At 73.2% G+C, this 24000-nt stretch carries 10 protein-coding genes; 3 read left to right on the top strand and 7 right to left on the bottom strand.

Translation table 11 applies throughout. The annotated features are described in order from the left end of the window. The first annotated feature begins 164 nt into the window (after positions 1–164). Both ACFVGW_RS04730 and ACFVGW_RS04735 read left to right on the top strand, forming a co-directional pair. Entirely contained in the window at positions 165–2657 is a 2493-nt protein-coding gene (locus tag ACFVGW_RS04730) for a ThuA domain-containing protein (protein WP_385850785.1), read from the top strand. Positions 2658–2662: 5 nt separating this feature from the next. Then, positions 2663–4864: an OmpL47-type beta-barrel domain-containing protein gene (locus ACFVGW_RS04735; protein WP_385850786.1), complete on the top strand. Its 2202-nt coding sequence runs from the start codon at positions 2663–2665 to the stop codon at positions 4862–4864. Positions 4865–4918: 54 nt separating this feature from the next. On the opposite strand, the gene ACFVGW_RS04740 is transcribed toward ACFVGW_RS04735, so the two are convergent. From ACFVGW_RS04740 to ACFVGW_RS04755, 4 genes are all read right to left on the bottom strand, one after another. After that, positions 4919–6721, bottom strand: a complete 1803-nt coding sequence (locus ACFVGW_RS04740; RefSeq protein WP_385850787.1) for a SpoIIE family protein phosphatase — start codon at positions 6719–6721, stop codon at positions 4919–4921. A gap of 156 nt (positions 6722–6877) precedes the next feature. Next, a complete protein-coding gene (locus ACFVGW_RS04745; RefSeq protein ID WP_385850788.1) occupies positions 6878–7393 on the bottom strand; it encodes a DinB family protein in 516 nt (171 codons plus the stop codon). 132 nt (positions 7394–7525) lie between these two features. Then, entirely contained in the window at positions 7526–8074 is a 549-nt protein-coding gene (locus ACFVGW_RS04750) for a GNAT family N-acetyltransferase (RefSeq protein WP_385850789.1), read from the bottom strand. A 120-nt stretch (positions 8075–8194) separates the two neighbouring features. Next, positions 8195–8842 carry a class I SAM-dependent methyltransferase gene (locus ACFVGW_RS04755; protein WP_385850790.1) on the bottom strand — a complete coding sequence of 216 codons (648 nt, stop codon included), beginning with the start codon at positions 8840–8842 and terminating at the stop codon, positions 8195–8197. Between the two features lie 198 nt (positions 8843–9040). Between ACFVGW_RS04755 and ACFVGW_RS04760 the strand changes: the two genes are divergently transcribed. Continuing rightward, positions 9041–21511, top strand: coding sequence for an amino acid adenylation domain-containing protein (locus tag ACFVGW_RS04760; protein WP_385850791.1), 12471 nt, complete (start codon positions 9041–9043; stop codon positions 21509–21511). A gap of 6 nt (positions 21512–21517) precedes the next feature. On the opposite strand, the gene ACFVGW_RS04765 is transcribed toward ACFVGW_RS04760, so the two are convergent. The 3 genes from ACFVGW_RS04765 to ACFVGW_RS04775 form a co-directional block, all read right to left on the bottom strand. Next, the gene (locus ACFVGW_RS04765; protein ID WP_385850792.1) at positions 21518–22054 is read right to left on the bottom strand and encodes a hypothetical protein; all 537 of its coding nucleotides are present in this window, start codon (positions 22052–22054) and stop codon (positions 21518–21520) included. Positions 22055–22418: 364 nt separating this feature from the next. Beyond that, positions 22419–22931 carry a GNAT family N-acetyltransferase gene (locus tag ACFVGW_RS04770; protein ID WP_385850793.1) on the bottom strand — a complete coding sequence of 171 codons (513 nt, stop codon included), beginning with the start codon at positions 22929–22931 and terminating at the stop codon, positions 22419–22421. 181 nt (positions 22932–23112) lie between these two features. Continuing rightward, a complete protein-coding gene (locus ACFVGW_RS04775; RefSeq protein ID WP_385850794.1) occupies positions 23113–23853 on the bottom strand; it encodes a DUF6193 family natural product biosynthesis protein in 741 nt (246 codons plus the stop codon). Positions 23854–24000: the final 147 nt, after the last annotated feature.

A 24000-nucleotide genomic window follows, 5' to 3' on the forward strand; every position in this document is an offset into this window, starting at 1 on the left:
CGGGGCGAGGGCCCCCGGGGACGGCCCACACGGTAGCGGGACGACTCTCGTTTATCCACGTCCAGGACAAAGTTCGTCCAGTTGCGGTCATAGCTCTTGGCGAGCCAGCCAAAGGGGTCTAGCTTCAACGGCTGTTGTTGTGACCTCAGAGGGATGGGTGACCCATGAAGCGCACACCACATCACCGGTCGAGATCAAGAACAGGCCTCGCCGTGGCGGCACTTGGGGCGGCAGCCCTGACCGCCTCGCTGCTCGGCGGCGACCCCGCCTCGGCCAGACCGTATCCGGATCCACCGTCGACCTCCGCCTCGACAACGTTGTCTCTCCCGTCTCCGCCAGGCGGCGCCAACGTCCGCGTACTCGTCTTCCACGGCTCGGCGACCGCGGAGTCGCCGACGGTCGACGCGGGCATCGCGGCCGTCGAGAGCATCGGGCTGACCGGTCCGGCCTCCGGGCGCTTCCGTACGGAGGCGACCGACGACCCGGCCGTCTTCACGGACGCGAGGCGGCTCGGCCGGTTCAACGCGGTGGTGTTCCTGACCGGGGGCGGCGATGTGCTCGACCCGGAGCAGGAGGCGGGCCTGGAGGCCTACATGGAGGCAGGCGGCGGTTTCGTCGGCGTCCACGAGGCGGCGCGCACCGAGCCCTACTCCACCTGGTTCACCGGACTGATCGGCGCTCGGCCCACCGGCGCACCGAGCGGCACGCAGCGTGCGGTGGTGGAGGTCGGCGACCGACAGCATCCGGCCACGAAGTCCCTTCCGCCGGAGTGGAAGCGGCCCGACCGGTGGTTCAACTGGGACCGCAACCCGTCCGGAACCGTGCACACCGTGGCGCGGGTCCGGGAGGCCTCGTACCAGCCCGTGGCCAGACCGAACGGCTGGGACCACCCGGTGTCCTGGTGCCGTGACTACGACGGCGGCCGGTCCTTCTACACCGCCATGGGCGGCACCGTCGACAGTTACGCCGAAACGGATTTCCGGGACCATCTCCGTGGCGCGATCGCCTGGACGTCCCGTATCTCCCAGGCGGACTGCAAGGCGACCATCGACGCCAACTACACCGCCGAGCGGGTCACCAAGCCCAACCAGCCCGGCCAGAACGACCAGATCGGCGAACCGCACGGCCTGGTCGCCGCGCCCGACGGGCGCATCCTGTACATCGGCCGCGGCGGCGCCGACGCGAGCGTGCCGGTGGTCACCGACTGGAACAACCCGGACATCGGCAAGGGCAACGGCGAGATCCACGTCTACGACCCGAAGACGAAGCAGGTCACCAGGGCCGGCACGCTCACGGTGTTCGGCAACAAGGGCGGCGGCGACGAACTGGTCAAGAACGAGGAGGGGTTGCTCGGCATCGAACTCGACCCCGACTTCATGACCAACGGCTGGGTCTACCTGCACTACACACCGCACTCCCGGATCGACCGGGCCGCGCACATGGGCGAGCGGCGGGTCTCCCGCTTCACCCTCGACCTCGCGACGAACAGACTCGACCTGGCGAGCGAGAAGGTGCTGCTGAGCTGGCCGGTCCAGATCCACAGCTGCTGCCACGCGGGCGGCGGGATGGCCTGGGACTCCGAGGGCAACCTCTACATCGCCACCGGTGACACCAACTCCTCCGGTTCCAGCGGAGGTTACTCGGGCAACAACCCCGCCCCCAACTTCCAGGGCGTCTCCTTCGCGGACGCCCGCCGCACCGCCGGGAACACCAACAACCTCAACGGCAAGATCCTGCGGATCCACCCCGAGGACGACGGCACCTACACCCTCCCCGAAGGGAACCTCTTCACCGGCGAGGAGACCGACGAGGGCGGCGGCAAGACCCGTGGCGAGATCTATGTGATGGGTGTGCGCAACCCCGCCCGCATCTCCGTCGACAGGAAGACCGACATCCTCTACGCGGGCTGGGTCGGCCCCGACGCGGGCGCGCCGTCGACGACCTGGGGCCCGGCCAAGTACGACACGTTCGCCGCGATCACCAAGGCGGGGAACCACGGCTGGCCGTACTGCATGGGCAACAAGCAGCCCTACCGGGACCGAGGCCTGACCGATCCGGGCAAGCCGCTGGGCTGGTACGACTGCAACGCCCCGAAGAACGAGTCGCCGAACAACGACGGTCTCGTCAACCTGCCGCCGGTGACGTCGAACACGATCTGGTACTCGCCCCAGGGCGGCGGCGTCGACTACCCGCGCGACGCGAACGGAGTCCCGAGCTACAAGCAGGAGGAGCAGAAGCTGCTGCTCCCGTGGCTCAAGGGCGGCGGGCAGGCGACCATGAACGGCCCGCTGTACCGCTACGACGCGGCGAGCGAGTCGACCGTCAAGTGGCCGTCGTACTGGGACGGCAAGTGGTTCGTCGGCGACTTCTACGACGGGGAGCAGCCGCGGCACGCCGTGCTGACCGACCCGAAGACCGTCGGCAAGGGCGGTCTGCCCGTCCACGCCGAGTCCCTGAAGAAGATCATCCCGGTCGGGCAGGGCGGGATCCGCAACCTGATGGACTGGAAGTTCGCCCCCGACGGTTCGCTGTACGTCCTCGACTACGGGCGGGGCTTCTTCACCTCGCACCCCGACTCCGCGCTCTGGCGCGTGACCTACAAGGGCGGCGGGCCCACCCCGGCCGCGGACCAGCTGGCAAGGAAGGCGACACGGTGACGACCATGAGACACAGAGGCGGAAGGCTCTGGGCGGCCCTGCTGGCCGCCGTGGCGATGGTCGTCGGGCTGACCTCGGCATCGGCCTACGGCAGGTCCGACGACGGACGGAGGTCCGCCGCGGCCCAGGTGCTGACCTGGAAGGCGGGCGACCCGATCGACCGCTATCTGGAGTTCCCGACCACGGCGGTGGCCGGTGCGACGACCATCGTCTTCGAGAACAGCACCGCCACCGGCAACACGACGGGCATGCCGCACACCCTGACGTTCGACGTCTCGGACCCCGAGTACAACAACGACGTCCCGCTCAACATCCTGGCCAACCCGAGCGACGCGAACGGCGGCAGGCACACGGCCGAGGTGACGCTGACCCCGGGCCGGTACCTCTTCAAGTGCACGATTCCCGGTCACGGTCAGATGCAGGGCATCCTCACGGTCACCGAGGGCGGCGGCGAGGACACCACCGCGCCGGAGACCACCGCGAAGGTCGAGGGTGACCGCAACGCCGTGGGCGCCTACATCGGCCAGGCGACGGTCACGCTCGGCGCGACGGACGCCGGTTCGGGCGTCGACAAGGTCGAGTACGCGGTCGGTGCCGACGGCCCCTGGCAGCCGTATACCGTCCCGGTCGTCGTCGACCGGGTCGGCGCGCACACGATCCGCTACCGGGCGAGCGACAAGGCGGGCAACACGGCCGCCGAGAAGACCGCCGCGTTCACGGTCGTCGCCCCGCCCACCGACGACACGACGGCGCCGGAGACCTCGGCGACCGTGACCGGCGAACAGGACGACCAGGGCCGCTACCTCGACATGGCCACGGTGACGGTCACCGCGTCCGACACCGGCTCGGGCGTCAACACCATCGAGTACGCGGTCGGCGACGGCGCCTGGAAGCCGTACACCGCCCCCGTGATGGTGCACGAGGCGGGCGCCCACACCGTCCGCTACAAGGCGACCGACAAGGCCGGCAACGCGGCGGCCGTGAAGTCGGCCGACTTCACGGTCGTGACGCAGCCCGACCCCGACACGACCGCCCCCGTGGCCTCCGCCTCCGTCGCAGGCGTACGGAACTCCGACGGGGCCTACATCACCAGCGCCACGGTCACCCTGTCGGCGACCGACGCGGACTCGGGCGTGGACCGGATCGAGTACTCGCTCGACGGCGGCCCGTACCTCGCGTACACCACACCGGTGATCGTCGACCGCGTCGGCCACCACACCGTGCTGTACCGGGCGACGGACAAGGCGGGCAACACCTCCGCGGCCGGAAGCACGGCGTTCACCGTCGCCGAGGGCGGCGGAGTGCCGGCGCCCGTCTGCCCGGAGTTCGACGAGCGGTCGACCGTCATCGTCGGGACCGTCGACACCGGCGTCCCGAACCGGATGACGAACAGCCGCTGCACCGTCAACGAGCTCATCGAGGACGAGAAGGACTGGTCGTCGCACGCGCTGTTCCTCAAGCACGTCGACACGGTGATCGACCGGCTGCTCGCCGACGGTGTCATCGACACGCGCGAGCACCGGAAGATCTACCGCGCCGCCAAGCAGTCCGGTATCGGAAAGCCGGGCCAGACCGAGGGCTACCGCGACCTGTTCGACGGCACCGCCGCGACCTTCTCGAAGTGGCAGCACGTCGGCGGCGGCAGGTTCGCACTCGGCGCGGACGGGGCCATGACCAGCAGCACCACCGTGCCGGGCATGGGCATGCTGTGGTTCCCGCAGCGGCAGTACGGCGACTTCTCGCTCAAGCTGCAGTGGCGCGACGACGCCCCCGGCGCCGGGAACGCCAACGGCGGTGTCTTCGTACGCTTCCCGTACGTCCACGACAACCCCGAGGAGACCCGTCCCGAGTGGGTCGCCATCAAGTACGGGCACGAGATCCAGGTCCTCGACCGGCCCGACGGCGACATGTACAAGACGGGCTCGGTCTACGGCTTCGACCGCGTCGGCCTCGCCGGCGCCGGGGTGACGCCGAAGGGCACGTGGAACGACTACGAGATCCGTGTGGAGGGCCAGCACTACTCGGTCTTCCGCAACGGCAAGCTGATCAACGAGTTCGACAACACCGGCGGCCAGGTCTTCCAGCCCCCGCGCGGCGACGACCCGGGCACGGACGGCAGGCGCTACGCCTCCGGCTACATCGGGCTCCAGGTCCACGGGACGACGGACGTCATCTCGTACCGCAACATCCGGGTGAAGGAGCTGTAGACCGCGACGCCTCGGGCCCCTCCCCCGTACCCTGGGGAAGGGGCTCGAGCCGTGTCAGGAGGGCAGGTTCTGCTCGGCCCAGACGACCTTGCCGGTCACGGTGCGGCAGGAGCCCCATCTGCGGCAGAGCATGTTGATCAACTGGAGCCCGCGGCCGCCCTCGTCGCTGAGGTCCGCGTGCTGGATCTGGGGCAGGTCGGGGCCCGTGTCCGAGACCTCCACGACGAGGCGTTCACCGCGCAGGAGCCGGAGCCGGCCCGGGCCGTTGCCGTAGCGCAGCGCGTTGCCCACGAGTTCGGAGACGACGAGTTCGCAGACGTCGGCGAGCTCCGTCAGATCCCAGGCGGCGAGCTGGTCGGTGACCAGGCCCCGGGCGACGGAGGCGGCTCGCCCCTCCCTCGGCAGCTGCCACTCCCGCAGGTCGCCCGGGGTGCGGGCGGGCGTCGTCGCGACGAGGAGCACGGCCTCGTCGAACCGGGGGGCGTCGGCGGGGGCACAGCCGATCAGGCTGCCCCCTTCCAGGGCCTCGGGCGTGAGGGCTCGGGCCGCCGTTCTCAGGCGCTCCAGCTGATGGTCGAGGTCCGCGTGCCGTGACTTGACGAAGCCGTCCGTGTACATGACCAGTTGACCGCCCGCCGGGACCTCCAGGACGAGCGGGTCGTACGGGATCACGCCCGCGCCGAGCGGTGCGCCGACCGGCACGTCCACGAAAGCGGCCGAGCCCTGTCCGTCGAGCAGCAGCGGCGGCAGATGCCCGGCGCTGGCGAGGGTGTACGTGGCCTCCGCCGGGTCGAAGACGGCGCAGAGGAACGTGGCGACCTGCTCGTCCTCCAGGTCGCGCGTGGCCAGGTCGAGCCGGGCCAGCACGCGCTCCGGGGCCATGTCGAGGGTCATCAGCGTGCGGGCGACCGCCCGCAGGCGTCCCATCGTGGCGGCGGCGGGCAGCCCGTGGCCCATGACATCGCCGACCATGAGGGCCGTACGTCCCCCGGGCAGGGCCATGACGTCGTACCAGTCGCCGCCGACCCCGTGGTGGGCCGTCGCGGGGGCGTACTCGGCGTGGACGCGCAGCCCCGGCGTCACGGGGGTCGCGCGCGGCAGCAGCGTGCGCTGCAACGTGACGACGTGCTCGCGCTCGCGCCCGTACAGCCGGGCGTTGTCGATGTAGACCGCGGCCTGGGAGGCGAGCTGCTCCGCCAGCGCGAGGTCCGTGGAGGTGAACGGCCGCGTCCCGGGGCCGCGTACGAAGTCCGCGCTGCCGAGGAGCAGCCCGCGGGCGATGAGCGGCACCGCGAGGTAGCTGTGCACCCCCGCGGCGCGCATGGACGCGGCGGCGCTCGCCGTCGGTGCGACCTTGATGAAGTCGGCGTCCCTCATCCGGCTCACCAGCACCGGCCTGCCCTGACGCAGGCAGTACCGGTGGAGGAGCGTCTCGTGGGCCTCCTCGGTGCGGACGAAGGTCTCACCGACCGGGGTCGGTTCCAGGGAGGACAGCGACTCGACGGAGGACAGCGCGGTGGCTCGCATGAGCGGGACGCCCGTACCCGTCCAGCGCGAGCCCTCCTCGCCCCGCAGGACACTCTCCAGGATGTCGACGGCGGCCCCGTCGGCGAAGCCGGGCACGGTGAACTCGGCCAGTTCCTGGGCGGTGCGCTCCAGGTCCAGGGTGGTACCGATCCTGGACCCGGCGGAGCTCAGCCAGGCGAGCCGGCCGCGCGTGGTGAGACGGTCGAGAGGAACCTCTCCCCCGGCCCGGCCGCCGAGCCGCCCGCGCGCGCCGGCCGAACGGTGCACCGTGGTGCCCTGTCCGGCCGAGGCGCGGATGGTGAGGCGCCGTCTCCCGTTACCACCGTTCACTCTTTCGGCCTCCAGACAGGAACTCGACCGCTGCTGGTGCACATCATGCACCGGGCCGCGCGTCGAGGCCGATCGGGTCGCCTTCGGCGGAGCGCCGCCGCCTCGATCCGGGCGTGTCGGCGCCGCCGTTCCGGGGCGGGGCGAGGCGGGGCGGGGCTAGACGCCGGTCCGGCCGTCGAGGAGTTCACGGACGATGTCGAGGTGGCCGTTGTGGCGGGAGGTCTCCTCGACGAGGTGGAGGATCACCCAGCGGAGGTCGACATGGCGGCCGTCCCTGATCGGGCGCTCGGCCTTCGTGTCCAGGTCGTGCTCGGCGACCAGACCGCGGAACCTGGCGCTCTGCTCCTCGTACTCGGCGAGGAGCCGGCTCAGGGGGATGTCGACCGCGACCCGCATCTCGGGATCGGGGTCGTCGTCGGTCGCCTCCGCCAGCGGCCCCGCGAGTTCCCCGCCGAGGAACACGACGTCGAACCAGTAGTGCTCGACCCACCGCAGATGGTTGATCAGCCCGCAGATCGTCATCAGCGGCGAATGCGGGAGGGGGGCCTTGCGGGCGTCTTCCGCGGACACGCCCTCACATTTGGCGCGCGCCGTGTCACGGGCGTAGTCGAGGAAGGTGGCCAGCTGAGTGCGCTCGTCCCAGGCGGGAGGCGTATCGGTTCGTTGAGTCATCGCGGGAAGTGTGCCGCAGGGCAGGGAGGGTGTCGAGAAGATTTCGTCCGACCGTGCCGGGAGGCGGACGGTCCGCCCGCCTCCCGGCCGCCCCACCGCACAACTCACCCCATCGGCACGGCTCCCGCACGGCTACTCCGGCCGAATCGCCTCGACCGGGAGCTCGAAGACGAGATCGAGACCGTCGTGCTCGTTCCCCCGCTCGCCGACGCGGGTGAAGCCGAAGCCCGCGATGGTGGCCAGGGAGGCGCTGTTGTCGGACCGGATGGTGGCCCGCACGGTCCTGACGCCGGGTTCCGCGGCCGCCCTGGCGAGCAGCGCCCTCACCATGGCGCGGGCATAGCCCTGGCGGCGGTACTGGTGCGCCACGGTGTAGCCGACCTCGACCACACCGGCCGCGTCCGGCGGCCCGTGGAACCCCGCGTCGCCGACGACGGTGCCGTCCGGCTCGGAGACCGCGGCCCGGGCGATCCAGGGCGCGGCCGAGGGGTCCTTGGCGACCTGATCGGCGCGGTAGCCGAATATCCAGCGGGCGCGTTCGCCGACGAAGTAGTCGTCGAGGGGGACACCGGCCTCGGCGCTGCCGGCCGCGAGGTCCCCGTCGGCGAGCGCGCGCAGCGCCGTGGCGCTGAGCTCGACGAAGCGGACGCGCTTGGGAGAGGAGGGAGATTCGTTGCTCATCGCGGAGATGCTCACCCGAGCGGCGCAGCCCTGTCCAGCGCTTTCGGAGCAGGTGCCGCCCTCCCTCCTGCCCTCCCTCCTGCCCTCCCTCCTGCCTTCCCGTCCGTACTGCCGAGGGCTCTAGGACTTGCGGGCGAGGAGGTGGACCTCCTGGAACTGCCGTCGGTCGGTGGGCAGGGGTTCGCGGACCAGCCGCGCCGCCTCCGCCAGCCCGGCCTCGCGCAGCAGGGCGGCGAGGTGGTCCGGACACCACCGGTAGGCCGGTACGACCGCGTGGTCGAAGACCTTCGTCGGCCGAGACGGATCGTCGCCTGCCCAGAAGCCGACCAGGAGGTGTCCCCCGGGTGCCAGCACACGGTGGAACTCACTGAGGATGGCCGGGAGTTCCCGGGGCGGGGTGTGGATGATCGACCAGCGCGAGAGCACGCCGCCGAGCGCGTCGTCGGCGATGTCGAGGGCGGCCATCGAGCCCACGTCGAACCGCAGGTCCGGGTAGGCCCGGCGAGCCGCCGCGATCATCGCGGGAGAGGCGTCGACGCCGAAGGCGTTCAGCCCCAGCTCGGACAGGTGGGCGGTGACATGACCGGGCCCGCACCCCAGGTCGGCCACCTCACGGTCGCCACCCGCCCGTACGGCCTCGGCGAAGGCGCCCAGCATCGCGCGGTCGAGGGGAGCGTCGGACAGCGAGTCGCGGAACAGCCGCGTGTAGGTGGGAGCGGCGGCGTCGTAGGCATCGCGGGTGGCGGCGAGGGAATCGTGGTCGGCCATGCTCGCGACAGTACTTCCCCGGCGCCGGGGCGAGCCGGGAAGGTCACGGTCCCTCAGGACTGGGCCGCTGACCCCCGCCCGGCCGTGCGGCTCCCGCCTCCGTCATCATTGCCGCAGACCAGACCGACCGGGGGCGGGCGGTCGTTCCCGCGTACGGTGCGGGGCGGCCCGTCGTCGGGCAGATCCACGGGGGCGTTGATGCGGGGCGACGGCGAGAAGGTGCTGCTGGATGTGCTGGCCGGTGCGGCCGGCGCGGCGCCCGACGAGGGGATCGTCCATGTGGACGGTGACGGCGGGGAGCGGACTGTCACCCATCGGGCGCTGTTCGCCGACGCGCTCCGTGTCGCGGGAGGGTTGCTCGGCGCGGGTCTCGCGCCGGGCAGCCCCGTGGTGCTGCCGGCGGACCGGAGCGACGAGTTCCTGCCGCTCTTCTGGGGTGCCGTCGCCGCCGGACTCGTACCGGTACCGCTCGCCCCGGACGTACGGCGGGTGCTGCCCGTCTGGGAGTTCCTGGGCCGGCCGCCGGTGGCCGTCGCCGCATCCACGGCGCCGCTGCTCGACGCCCTGCCCGACTCCGTACACCCACTGACGCTCGACGGGCTGCGCTCCCACGCCGCCCCACGGCAACTTCCCGAGCGGTCGCCGGACGACGTGGCGTTCCTGCAGTTCTCCTCCGGAAGCACGGGCGCGCCCAAGGGGGTCGAACTGACCCACGCGGCCGTGCTGGCCAACCTGGCACAGATACGTGCCGCCGCCCGCATCACCTCCCGGGACGTGCTGGCCACCTGGATGCCGTACTTCCATGACATGGGCCTCATCGGCACGCATCTCGTCCCGCTTTCGGCCCGGATCAAGCAGGTCCGGCTCGAACCCCTGACCTTCGCCAAACGGCCCGCGCGGTGGCTGGAGGCGGCGGCACGGCACGGGGCGACCCTGCTCTCGGCGGCGAACTTCGCCCTGGCGCTCGTCGAGCGCCGCGTACCGGAGGACACGCTCGCCCGTCTCGATCTGACGCGGGTACGGATGATCCTGGTCGGCGCTGAGCCGATCTCCCCGGCCGTGTGGCGCGCGTTCGTCCGGCGGATGCGGTCCACCGGCCTCGCGCCGGACGCACCTCAGCCCGTGTACGGCCTGGCCGAGGCCACGCTGGCCGTGACCTTCCCGCCGCCCGGCGAGGTGGCGCGACCGCTCGTCCTGGACCGGGCCGCACTCAGCCGCGGGCGGGCCGTCGACACCGCGCCCGGGCCGGACGCGGTCGAACTGATGGACGTCGGCGGCCCCGTGCCGGGATGTGCCGTACGGATCGCCGACGACGACGGCGAGGCGGTCGAGGACGGTCACGTCGGCCATGTCGAGGTCCGGGGACCGCAGGTGGCCCGCGGGTACCACCACGCGCCGGAGGCGACGGCGGACGCCTTCGTCGACGGATGGCTGCGCACCGGCGACCTGGGGTTCCTGCGCGAGGGGCGGCTCTGTGTGACGGGTCGCTCCAAGGACGTCGTCTTCGTCGACGGACGTACGTTCCACGCGGCGGATCTCGAAGAGGTGGCCGCGTGCACACCGGGCCTCGGGCGGTGCCCGGTCGCGGTCGTGGGCTCCACCGATCCCGCGGGCGGCGGTGAGCGGGTGGTCGTCTTCCTCGCCCCCGCGCCGCCTCTCGCCGCCGTGCCCCGAGCGCTGCTGCGGGAGGTCGGCGGGCGCGTGCGCGAGGCGCTGGGACATGACGACGTACGGGTGTTGGCGATGCCCGTGCGGGGGTTCCCGCGTACGACCAGCGGGAAGGTCCGGCGCGGTGTCCTGCGCGAGCGCTTCGAGGCCGGGGAGTACCCGGAGATCGAAGCTCGGCGGGCCACCGGGGTGGCGGGCGCCCTGTCGGCGGTGGTTCGCGGTGTCGGCGGTGGCCTCGACGGCCGTGACGGCGATGACGGCAGTGCCGACGGTCACGGCGGTGACGGCGGTGACGGCGGTGACGGCCGCGGAGAGAACGGCGTCGCGCGGCACGGCGTCGCGCCGTCGCCCGCGCCGCGGTCCCGACGGGACGTCGAGACCGGCGTGCTCCGCGTCTGGGGTCAGGCCCTCGGGCTGCCGGTGCGGGAGATCTCCCCGCACGACGACTTCCGTGCGCTCGGCGGCTCGTCGCTCAAGGCCATGGAGGTACTCGCCGCCCTGGAGGACGAGTTCGGCGTGGCACTGCGTCCGTCCGACATGCGCGACCACGCCACGGTGGACGCGCTCGCCGGGCTGATCCTCGCTTCCGAGCCCGCCGACGGCCTGCGTGCGGACGGGTCCCCGGCACCCGGCACCCTGACGGACGCCTCCCGCTCCCCCGCTCGCCCCACCGAACCCACGGAACCCACCCCCGACACCGAGCCGGTCGTGGCCGTCACCGGCCTGGCCTGCCGCTTCCCCGGTGCCGACTCCCCGGAGGCGTTCTGGGAGCGGCTGATCGAGGGCTACGACGCCGTCACCGCCGTACCGGAGGGGCGGTGGCCGGACCCGTCGGACGGCGTGGGCCGCCGGGGCGCGTTCCTCGACGATCCGGCCGGCTTCGACGCGAGGTTCTTCGGGATCGGCGACGACGAGGCCCTGGCGACCGATCCGCAGGCGCGGATCCTTCTGGAGCTCGCGCACGAGGCGCTGGAGCGGGCCGGTCACGCGGGCTCACGACGGCAGGGCCGCCGGGTGGGCGTGTTCGTCGCGGCCGGAGACACCTCCTACCGGAAGGTGCTGGAACAGGCCTATGGCGACAGGGAGTTGTCCACCGCCGCGCTGGCCGGGAACCTCCCCAACATGCTCGCCGCCCGCGTGGCGCAGTGTCTGGACCTGACCGGGCCCGCGCTCGCCGTCGACACGGCGTGCTCCTCCGCGCTGGTCGCCCTGCACCTGGCGCGCCGCAGCCTCCAGGCCGGGGAGTGCGACGTCGCGGTCGTCGGGGGCGTACACCTCAATCCGACGCCGACCGGATACACCCTCCTCGAGAAGGCGCAGGCGCTGTCACCGACCGGCCGCTGTCACGCGTTCGGCGCGGCGGCCGACGGCTTCGTTCCCGGAGAGGGCGGCGCGGCGCTCGTCCTGACCCGGCTCGACGAGGCGGAGCGGGCCGGGGATCCGGTCCTCGCGGTCCTGCGCGGCACCGCCGTGAACAACGACGGCCGCTCCCTGAGTCTGATGGCCCCCAACCCCCTGACGCAGCGTGAGGTCATCACCCAGGCGTACCGCGACGCGGGCGTCGATCCCGAGAGTGTCTCGTACGTGGAGGCGCACGGCACGGGAACGCCGATCGGCGACCCGGTGGAGGTGCGCTCGCTCGCGCACGCGTTTCCGCCGCGCGCCGACGGGCGGCTGCGGCTGCTCGGCTCCGTCAAGACCAATGTCGGGCATCTCCTCAACGCCGCCGGTATGCCGAGCCTGGTGAAGGTGGTGCTCGCCCTCGGTCATCGGCGCCTGGCGCCGTCGCCGCTCCAGGGGTCTCCCGCGCCCGCGCTCGACCTGGCCGGTGCCGGTTTCGCCCTGGTGGCGGAGGTACGGGACTGGGACGAGCCGGGCCCGCTCGTCGCGGGGGTCAACGCCTTCGGCTTCGGTGGCACCAACGCCCATGCCGTACTCGAGGAGGCGCCCGCCCTGCCCGAGGAGAGGCGGACGCCGTCGCGGGGTCCTCGGCTGCTCACCCTCTCGGCGCACGGACCCGAAGCACTGCGTACCGCCGCCGCCTCACTCGCGACCCATCTGCGGGACCACCCCGGTCTCGACGAGGGCGACGTCTGCGCGGCCGTCGCCGCCGCCCGTGACGAAGGGCCCGACCGGCTCGCCGTCGTCGCCGACGGAGATCTCGCCACCCGCCTCGAATCCCTCGGCGACGACCTGGGCGTCGGTCCGGCCGGTGCCGCCGTGCGCTCCCGGGCGCGCCTCGTCCTCCTCCTTCCCGGCCAGGGCGTACGCCCTCACGGCCAGGCCCGCGCCCTGTACGCGGACGCACCCGCCTTCCGGGAAGCGCTCGACGAGGCGTCCGACCACGTGGGCGTGATCGGTGGGCGCACGCTCGCCGCCTGGTGCCTCGACCCCGATGTGTCCGCCGACGCGATCTCCGGTACGGACGTGGCCCAGCCGCTCCTCGTCGCCTACGGTGTCGCCCTCGCCCGCCAGGTGCGGGCGTGGGGGATCACACCGGACGCGGTCGCGGGGCACAGCGTCGGCGAGATCGCCGCCGCGTGCGTCGCCGGGACCCTGTCGCTCGCCGACGCCGTACGGTTCGCCGCGGAACGCGGGCGCCTGATGGCGGAGTTGTGCGCGCCCGGCGCCATGGCCGCCGTGCGCGGGGACGAGGAGGTGGTCGCCACCCTCGTGGCCGATTCGCGCGGCGCGCTGAGCGTGGCCGCGGTCAACGGTCCCGACCAGGTCGTCCTGGCCGGCACGGAGGCGGCCGTCGAGCGCGCGGTCGCCGAGCTGTCCGCCCGTGGAATCGCGGCACGCCGGCTCGCGGTGTCCCGGGCCTTCCACTCCGCCCTGATGGATCCGGCACTCGCCCCGCTCGCCGAAGGCGCCGGGGCCCTCACGCTCCGGCCGTCCGTGACTCCGCTGATGAGTACGGTCACCGCGGGGTGGCAGCCGGCCTTCGACCCGGCCCATCTGCGTGACCATGCCCGGCAGCCGGTCCGCTTCGGCGCGGCCGTGGCGCGCCTTCTCGACGACGGGTACGACACGTTCGTCGAACTCGGCGCCACCTCCCTGCGCGGTTCCGTCCGTGCCGTCGCGGCGGCGCACCCGCGCGGGGCGGGGGCGCTCGCGCTCTCCGCAGGGAACGACGACGGCGCGCGGGGGCTGCTCGCGACCGTGGGCCGGCTCTGGCAGCGGGGCGTGCCTCTGGACCGTACGTCCCTGGACGCGGGCCGGGCCCGGACCGCCGTGCCGACGTACCCGTTCCAGCGGCGCCGCTACTGGCCGGCCGCCGCTCCGCGGCCCCGGCCGCTGCTCCACCGGTTCGTGTGGGAGGACGCGCCTCTGACCGTCGGGTCCGTACCGCGCGTGGTCCTCCTGGCCGGCCCCCCGGACTCGCCGCTCGCCCGCGCGTTCGCGGACCGGCTCACGGGGCGGGGTGTCACGGTTCTGCGGGCCGGGGACGCGTCGGCCGACGGCGCGCCGGTTCCTGCGGCGGCCGTGCTGATCGCGGGTCCGGCCGTGGAGCCGGACTCCGCCACCGCGCTCGACGCTGCGCACCGCGCCATGGTGGCCGGCCTCCAGGAGTTGCTGCCGCATCTCGCGCACCACCGCCCGCGCATGCTCGTCGTCACCGAGGACGTCCATGTCGCCGATACCGGGCAGGAACGCCCTCGTCCGGCTCAGGCGGTTCTGACCGGGCTGACCTTGGCGCTGCCCGAGGAGCTGCCGGGCGTCGCGGCACGGAGCGTCGACCTGTCCTCCCTGGACACGGTCGACGACCGGCTCGACGCGCTCGAACTCGAACTCACCGCCCGTCCGGGGCCGTCCGGCAACGGTGTCGGCCAGGCGGCTGTCGCGTGGCGCGCGGGGCGGCGCCTCGGCCGGACCACCGTGCCGGTCGCCACGGGCGCCGCTTCGCGGTCGCAGGATCGCGGCGGCCCGGAGGCGCAGCCGACGGCGCTGCCGGCGGACGGCGTGTACCTGATCACCGGGGGCGCGGGTGGGGTCGGTGGCGCGCTCGCCCGTGATCTCGCGGCACGGGGGCGGCCGACCCTGGTGCTGACCGGTCGCTCGGCGGTGCCGCCGAGCGGGCTGCTCGCCGAACTCCGGTCGCTCGGGGCCACCGTGGAGTACCGCGCCGCCGATGTCTCCCGCGAGGCCGACGTCGACGCCCTGCTGGCCGGTCTGCCGCGCCTGGACGTGCTGGTGCACGCGGCGGGGGTGGTCCGGCCCGGCAGCCTGCGGGCGAAGACGCCCGACGAGGTGGCCGAGGTCCTGGCGGCCAAGACGCGCGGCACGGCACTGCTCGCCCACGGCCTGCGCGCGCACGGCCTGCGTCCGGCCCTGTGCGTCGCGTTCTCCTCGGTCGCCTCCGTACTGCCGGGCCTGGCGGGGGCGATCGGCGACTACGCGGCCGCCAACGCCTACCTCGACGCCTTCGCCTCCGCCGAGCGCGCGGCCGGCCGGCCGTGGCAGGCGGTCAACTTCGCGGCGTTCGCGGAACGGGGGCTGTTCGCCGGAGCGGGCCTGGTGGCCGGTGCGGGGCCGGTAGCTGGTGCGGCGCCGGTGACCGGTGCGGGAGGCGGTCCGGGTGGCGGGGGAAGCGGTGCGGGTGGTGCCGGGCGCGGGCCCGCGCCACTGGAGACGGGCGCGGCGCTGGAGGCCCTTCGGTGGGCCTGTGGCACCGACGCGCCCCAGCTGATGATCGCCGACCTCGATGCGGCCGCCTCCGCCCGTACCCAGGCCGGCGCCCCCCAGGTCGTACCGGTACCCGCGCCGCGGAGCCCACGGCCGCTCGCAGCCACGACCACCACCCAGGCCCCGCTCACCGGACCGGACCGCACCGGACTGCCGGACGTTCTGCGGCAGTTGCTGTCCGAGGCGCTGCTCGTGTCCCCGGACGACCTCGGTGACGACGTACCGCTGCTGGGCCTGGGTCTGGACTCGCTCATGGCCGTCGACCTCGTCAAGCGGCTGGAGAAGGAGCTCGATCGCTCCCTGCCCATCACCCTCTTCTTCGAGCATCGCACGCTGGGTGAACTCGCCCGCCGGCTCGGCTCGGAGGACCCCTCTCCTGCCCGGAAGGCCGCGGTGTCGCGCGCGGAGGAGACGGAGGAGACGGAGGAGGCGGAGGAGGCGGTGGAGGAGACGGCCGGCGACGGCAGCGGCCCCTTCCCCCTGACCCCGGTCCAGCTCGCCTTCCACACCCAGAGCGGGCTGTACCCGGACATCGCCGCCTACGGGTACGTGACACAGGAGGTCCGCGGCCCCCTCGACCCCGGCCTTCTCGGGGTGGCACTCGGTCTGCTCGCGGACCGCCATCCGATGCTCCGCATACGGATCCACCCCGGACAGCAGCCGACGCCCACGCAGGAAGCAGTGGCGTCCGGAGGCGGCGGGCGGACACCGGACTGGTACGAAGTCCGTGATCTGCCCGGCGTCCACTCCGTCGAGGAGGAGCTGCGGCAGCTCGAAGAGGCCCTGTCCAACCGGCCGTTCGACCTCGCCGTCGAGGCCCCCGTACGTGCCGTGCTCGCCCGAACCGCGGACGCCGAAGCCGCCCGCCTCGTCCTCGTCGTGCATCACGCCGCCGCCGACGGGTTCAGCCTGAACGTCCTCGGCGAGGAACTCTGGACGCTCTACACCGCCCTGTCCCGGGGGCGCTCCCCGGAACTCCCCTCACCCGCCACCGACTTCGCCGCGTATGCCGCGCACGAACATGCGGAACGGTCGCAGGCCGCCCTCGCCGAGGACCGCGCCTACTGGCGCGAGGTGCTCGCCCGCAGAGGTGAACCGCTCGCGCTCCCGTACGACGGAGATCCGCTCGCCCTCCCCGAACCCCCGCTCCTCGCCCACCAGGTGGCCCCCGGCCACGCTCTGACGGCCGCGCTGCGCGCTACGGCAGCCGCACACGACGTGTCCCTGTTCCACCTTCTTCTCGCGGCCTACGCACGCTGCCTGTCCCGCTGGGGCGGCGGACGGGAGGACGTGTCCGTCAACGTCGCGCGAGCCCGCCGCGACACCAGGCTGACCGGTGTCGACCGGCTGGTCGGGCCGCTCGCCGACACCCTGCCGATCCCCGTCCGCGTCGGGCCGCACGACGCGGTGCACACGCTCGCGGTACGGCTGCGCGACGCATGGCCGGAGGCCGAGCGCCACGGCCGCCTCACGAGTCCGGACCTCGCCCGGCTGCTGCCCGCCGACGGGGCGGCGCCGCGTACGGCGGGGCACGCGTCGTTCAGCTTCGCGCGGTTCCCCGTCTCCCTCGACCCCGACTGCCCGGTGGAGGTCCGGCCGACGTCCGCCGGAACGGCCTCCGCCGCGACCCGGCTCAGTCTGCTGTGCTGGGAGTCCGACGGAGCGCTCTCCTTCTCGTGGAACTTCCCCGCCCGGCTCTTCGAGCGGGCGACGATCGCCCGACTCGCCGACGAGCACCTGGCCGAACTCGTGGCGGCGACCGCCGAGGCCGTCGTCGAACCCGCCCGCGCCGCGCTGACACCTCCGGCCCCACCCCGCTCCGTCCCTGTTCACGAGCCGACGGACATCGTCGGCCGCCTGCTCGCGCAGTTCGGCGCGACACCGGACCTGGTGGCCGTCGAAACAGGCGAGGGCTCCGCCCTCACGTACGCCGAACTGGACCGGGCGTCCGGCGCGCTCGCCGACCGGCTGCGGGCCGAGGGCGTCGCTCCGGGTGACCTGGTGGGCCTGCTGACCGAGCCGGGCGCGGACGCCGTGGCGGGTGTGGTCGGCATCCTGCGGGCCGGGGCGGGCTGGGTTCCGCTGGACGCCGCCCATCCCCGAGCGCGACTGGCCGACCAGTTGGGGCGGTCCCGTACCCGCGCGCTGGTCTGCCATGCGGCGACGCGCACGGCGGCGTCGGATCTCGCCTCGGACGCCGGTATCACTCTCGTCGCGGCCGACGAGCCCGACTCCGAACCCGGGCAGGGCCGTGGCGGGTGCGACCGTCCCGAACGCACGGGTCCTGCGGAGCCGGGTCCCGACTCCGTCGCGTACGTGATCTTCACCTCCGGCTCCACGGGGCGCCCCAAGGCGGTCCCGATCACGCGGCGTTCGATGACCAACTACCTCGACTGGGCGCTCGCCACCTTCGGGTACCGCGAGGGAGACCGGCTCGCCCAGACCGCGTCGCTCTGCTTCGACGCGTCCGTACGCCAGCTCCTCGCGCCCTTGTTGGTCGGGGCCACGGTGGTCACCGTCCCCCGGCAGCTGCTGCGGGACCCCGACGCGCTGCTCGACCGCGTCGAGCAGGCCCGCATCTCGGTGTGGAGTTCGGTTCCGAGCCTCTGGTCGCGGCTCCTCGAAGCCGCCGAGACACGGGTACGGGAGGGTGCGCCGGCCCCGGACCTCTCGGCGCTGCGCTGGATCCACGTGGGCGGTGAGGCGCTTGCGCCCGCCCATGTGCGCCGCTGGTACGACCTGTTCGGACCCGGGCCGCGGATGGCCAACCTGTACGGACCGACCGAGGCCACCATCAACGCCACGTACCACATCATCGACTCCCGCCCCGCCGACGACGTACGGGCGCTGCCCATCGGCAGGCCCCTCACCGGCACGGAGATCGACGTGGTGGCGGCCGACGGCAGACGCTGCGCACCGGGTGAGCCCGGTGAGCTGCTCATCGGAGGCGTGGGCCTCACACCCGGCTACCTGCACCAACCGGAGCTGACCGCCGCCGCGTTCACCGAGCGCGACGGTCGCCGCTGGTACCGCAGCGGCGACCGGGTCCGGCGTGACGAGAACGGCGTCCTCGACTTCCTCGGGCGGCTCGACGACCAGGTGAAGATCCGCGGGCACCGGGTGGAGCTGGGCGAGATCGAGTCGGTGCTGCAGACGCATCCCACGGTGGCGCGTGCCGCGGTGGTGCACAGGGACGAGCGACTGAGTGCGTTCGTCGAGTGCAGGCCGGGCGTCGCGGCACCGGACTCCACGGCGCTCCGTGCCCATCTGGCGCTGACGCTGCCGCAGTACATGCTCCCGGCCCGGATCCACCTGGTCGACGATCTCCCCCTGACGGGGACCGGGAAGATCGACCGCAGCCGGCTGACGGCACCGGGACAGACCCCGGCACCGGCACCGGCACCCACTTCCACTCCCGCGCTCGCGTCCGCGCCCGAGCCCGCACCCGCACCCGCACCCGCACCCGCATCGCTGCCCGTCGACACCACGGACGGGCGGACACTCCCCGCGACGCCGACCGAAGTGCTGCTGGCCCGCGTCTGGTCCGAGTTTCTCGACAGCGACGAACTCCGGCGCGAGGACGACTTCTTCGCTTTGGGCGGCGACTCCCTGCTCGTGCTTCAGGTGTTCGCGCGGCTGCGGGAGGAGATCCCGGTGCTGCCCAGGCCCACGGCCGTGTACACCCACCGCACGCTGGCCGCGCTCGCAGCGGCCATCGACCGAGCCGCCGAAGGGCCTGGCAACCGCGACGCCACCCCACCGGTCCCGGCAGCCGCACACGCCCACGGTCCCGCGCCGTTCCCCCTCGCCCCCTCCCAGCGCGGGTTCCTCCTCGCGGAGGCCATGGCGCCCGGCTCGCACACGGCGTGGCTCGCCTGTCTGCGGGTCGACGGCCCCCTGCGGCCCGAACTGTTCCAGCGGGCCGTCGACGCCTGCGTCGTACGCCACCCGATGCTGCGGACCGTCTTCCCCGCCGGCGCGCGCCCGCCGGTCCAGCAGGAACTTCCGCCCACCCTGCGGCTCCCCGTCGAGTTCGAGACGCTCGCCGATCCCGGCCTCCTCGACTCACGGCTCGCCGAGGAGCGCGAGCGCCGCTTCGAGTCCTGGGCGTGGCCGCTGCTGCGACTGCGGCTGCTCACCCTCCGGCCCGACGAGCACGCGCTCCTCGTCCATGCTCACCACCTGATCGGCGACGGCTACAGCGTGGCGCTGCTCGGGCGGGAGCTGCTCGCCGTCTACGACCGTCTCGTACGGGGCGAGTCGGCCGAACTCCCGCCGCTGCAGGGCACCTTCCGTGACCACGTGGCCCTTCGGGAACGCGTGACATCGTCCGAAGCCGCCTCCAGAGACAGGACCGACGCGCCGTATCGCCGGCCGGCTCTCGGGGTGCGCGACGGCTCCGGTGCGCCCGACGAAGGCCGTGTCGTCCACCCGTACCGCTCGACGGGTTTCACGCTGGACGCGGAGCAGGTCGCGAGCCTGCGCCGGATCGCCACCACGGCGCACACGACGCTCTTCGCACCGCTCCTCACCGCGTACTACAGGACCCTGGCAGCCGCGACGGAGCAGGAGGATCTGATCCTCGGCCTCGCGGTCTCCGGCCGCGACGACGCTCAGCCGGACGCCCACCGGGTGTTCGGGCCGTACGCCGCCGCCGTTCCCGTACGGCCGTGCCCGCCGCCGAGTGGCGGGCGCGCGAGCCGTACGTTCGGCGAGGATCTGCGCGCGGTCGTGGCCGAGGCCGAGGCGGCCCGTACGCACGGAGTCCACGCGCCGCCGAAGGACGGCGGGCTGCCGCCCGCGGCCCAGTTCTTCTTCACGTTCCTGGACTTCACGGCGCTCGGCCCGCTGCGCGGGGACACGCTGAGCATGAGGTGGGACGACGGCGACGCCGTCCTCGCGCCGCCTCCTGCGGGTACGGACACGTTCCTTGCGGTGCGGCCGGTCGGCGAAGGGGAGCTGAGGGTGACACTGCGCGCGTCCGCGGCCGCCTTCCCGGGCGAGTCGGCCTTCGTCGCGTTCACCGACGCGCTACGGAAGGAGCTCGCCGAGGCTGCGCGTGCCGGGGCGCGCCCGCGCGTGACGACGGCGCCGCACGGTCCGAAGACGTCCTCGACGAGGGTGGCGAGCGTCCTGGACTCCGCGCTGGTCGGATACCTCCCGCCGCCCGGTCAGCTCATGGCACTCGCGTCACACGGATCGCGAGGCTCGGCCGGACTCCTCGGCAGTCCGGCGACCGAGGCGGAGTCGCGTGAACACCTGCGCCGGATGCTGTTCCCGGACGGACGTCCGCGACTCGTGGAGGAGATCGGCACCCCGCTCGGCCGGTCCGGGTTCGTCTGCCTTCCCCTGTTCGCCGACGAGTTGGCGTCGACACCCGACCTCGCGGCCCGCACGGCCCGAGCCGTCGAGTACGCGTCGTCCCTGGGCGCGCGCTGCGTGTCTCTGGCCGGCATGATCCCGTCGCTCACCGCGTACGGCTTCGGGGTCCTGCGCGAGGCGGAGGCCCGGACGGCCCGTGCGACGGCCGTCACGACCGGGCATGCGGCGACCGCGGTGTCCGTGGTGAAGACCGTCCACGCCGCGCTCGCGCGGACCGGCCGCGAACTCGCCGGTCTCGTCGTCGCCGTGGCCGGCCTGGGCTCCATCGGCGGCTCGTCCCTGGAACTGCTCCTGACCCTCGCGCCCGAGCCGCCCGCCCGGCTGCTCCTGTGCGACGTCGAGGGCAGCGCGCCACGGCTGCGGAAGCTGGCGGAGGATCTGGTGGCCCGCGGCCTGGCCCGTGACGTCGTGGTCCACGAGTCGGATCCGGCCCTCCCCGCGGCGGTGTACGAGGCCGACCTCCTGGTCACCGCCGTGAGCGGGGGCGGCGCGGTGCTCGACGTGGCGAGGCTCCGGCCCGGTGCGATCGTCGTCGACGACTCGTTCCCGCACTGCTTCGACACCACGGCGGCCCTCGCCCGGATGCGGGAGCGGCGCGACGTCCTGATCGTGGGCGGCGGTCTGCTGTCCGTCGGCTCGGTGGAACGCCGCACGGCTCCGGGGCTCCCCCGGGAGGCGGCGGAGGGGTACGCGGCGCGGACGTGGCTTCCGGGCACGATCGCCTCGTGCCGGCTGGAGTCCCTGCTCCACGCGGCCGATCCGGAACTCCCCCTGGTCCACGGCCTGGTGGACGCCCGGCTGGCGCTGGCGTACTGGCGTGGCGTGGAGAAGGCCGGCATCGAGGCGGGTCCGCTGCACCTGCTCGGCCACGAGGTGGCCACGCAGAACGGTGACCTGGACAACTTCCCGCCCCGGACGGCTGGTTCCCGCTAGGACGGCTCAGGCGGCGCGGCAGAGTGCCGCAGAGCCGGCGGGCGTGGTGCGGGCCACGACGGCGGTCGTGGGCACGGGGTGGACGGGGGGCGCGGAACGCGAACGGGTGCGGGCGAAGACGACGGCGCGCAGCACGGCGAACCGTGCGACTCCGGCGAGCGCGGAGGCGGACAGGTAGACGACCTGTTCGACCACCGCGCCGGGCTCCGCCACCAGGTGCTGCAGGACGAGCATCGCCATGCAGGTGACCGCGTACGCCGCCGCCGCGGACCCGGCCGACTGCGTGTGCTGGCGCCATGTCGCGCGCCCGCCCGCGCCGAAGGTGAAGCGGGCGTGCAGCTCGGTGGCGAGGAGCGTGGAGACGACGGTGACCAGGGCGTTGGCCACGACCCAGGGAACCCACGAGGCGAGGGCCGCCACGGCGAAGCTGGAGGCGAGCCCCACGCCGCCCCCGCAGAGGACGAAGCGGGCGAAGGCCGCGAGAGCGCCGGGTGCCGTCTGCCCCTGATCCTGGCCCCGGCTCCGGCCCTGTGCTGTCTCCATGATCCGACCCCCCTCTGACGCCCCACCCCACGAAGGGCGCGCGACCCCGACCGTGGCCGGGGCGCGCCCCCATGCCGCCATCATGGCGCATGAATGGCGCCAATGCGAGCCACAATTGGCGCCGCGTGAAGCGAAGTGCGCCATTCCACCCACAAAGGCCCAGCTCAAAGCTGATATCCCTATGGCGCCAGGGCGAAAAATTCGTCGCGTGAAGCCCACCCTCCGGGGCGGCAATGGGGCGTGCGGCGCCCACCCGCATGCGCAAGGGGGAGCGATGGCGGGGGGGCTCGCAACGCAAGAGACCCTGACGGATCGCGCCGAGCCCGGGCGGGCGCGGTGCGGTGCGGTGCGGTGCGGTGCGGTGTCAGCGCACCAGTTCGGCCGCCAGGAGGTCCATCAGCAGGCCGTCGTGCCAGGTTCCGTCCGCACCGCGCTCGTACTGGCGCATCACCCCGACCTCACGGAAGCCGACCTTCGCATAGCAGCGGATCGCCGCCGCGTTGTCGGCCGCAGGGTCGATCACGAGCCGGTGGTAGCCCTGAGCGTCGACGAGGTACGCGGCGAGGGTGCGCACGGCGTCGGTGCCCAGGCCCCTGCCGTGCACCGACGGGTCGAGAAAGAGGTCGATCCCGGCGTGCCGGTAGTCCGGCTCGTCCTCGGAGTACCACTGGATCATCCCGATGACCCGCCCCTGGTGACGGATGGTCAGGCACCGGACGTCGGGGTCCTCCAGATCGGAGGCGACCTCCGCCGCCAGATCGTCGTCGCCACGCCATCGCTCCCGCACCTCCGGCGTCGCCCGGATGGCCGCGAGGGCGGGAACATCCTCGGCAACGGCGGGGCGGAGAACGACGGAAGCGCCGTACAACTCGGTCATCCCCCGACCCTACCGGCCCACCCCCAAGCACCTCCGGCCCCGCACGCACCGGGGGCTTCAGACTGGTGAGCTCGCATGTTCAGGTGTCGCGTATGCGCTCCAGCGGCCGGAACTGCCTGGCGGCCTGCGACCATTGCGCCACCCGGACCAGGCAGTCCAGGGTGAAAGTGTCCTCTGTCGGTCATCCGCCGAGCGTGACCGGGCCGAGGCCGGATGGCAGGTGCTGGACGGCCATTGCCACAGCCTCGTGCGCTGTGGCGAACTGGCCGAGGTCTGAAGTGACGATGCCCCGACCCAGGCCGTACGTACTGTCGCTGACCGCCGTCAGGCATGGCCCGACGACGGTCAGGTCCGGGCGGGTGCTGCTCGAGAAGCGCAGTGCCCAGTGGCTGGTGAACGGATAGAGGGCACGCAGCGCCGGCTCGGCGTATGCCGCCTCGATCAGGGCTTGGTACGGCTCCTTCCAGGCGTACTCCAGTTCAGCCGCTTGCTGACGCAGGCTCTGCCACTCGGATTCCGTAAGACGCGCGGGATGGTGGTCCGGCACCTCGGACCTGCCGGTCAGGTGCACGATGGGGATCGCCCTACGCATGTCATCCAGGGCTGCCCCGTCGTGCCACGCTCGGGCAGCCCTGGCGACCTCCGTCAGGTCCTCTGTCGTGCCGTCGAGGAGTGACAGGCCCTGGAATGGCTCCGTGCCGCGAATCGACCAGCGGCGTTCGTGGGACCACGCGCTGATCTGTAGCGGCTCGCGGTGCGGCAGGGTGCTGGCGACGGCCGCGTGGCGCAGCGGATCGGAATCCGAGGACGTGACCGGGACGGCACCGAGGCAGCCCCCCGCCTCGGCCCGAAGCGCGGCAGCGAGGCTGCCGAAGGCTGCGACATCCGGGTACAGAGCGGAGGCGTCAGGAGGGGTAGGCACGGCTTGATTGTGCCTGAGCCCCCATCCGGGGCAGTGGCTCGGGCCTCACAGCCCTTCGGCCGCGACAGACACGACCCTGAAGGGACGCGGGCGGGAATGGGGGCGGCACCGGGTTCGGCCACAGGAGAGGCGGGCGCGCCAGTGTCG

This window comes from Streptomyces sp. NPDC127129 (assembly GCF_042671585.1).
In the GTDB taxonomy this organism is placed as follows: Bacteria; Actinomycetota; Actinomycetes; order Streptomycetales; family Streptomycetaceae; genus Streptomyces.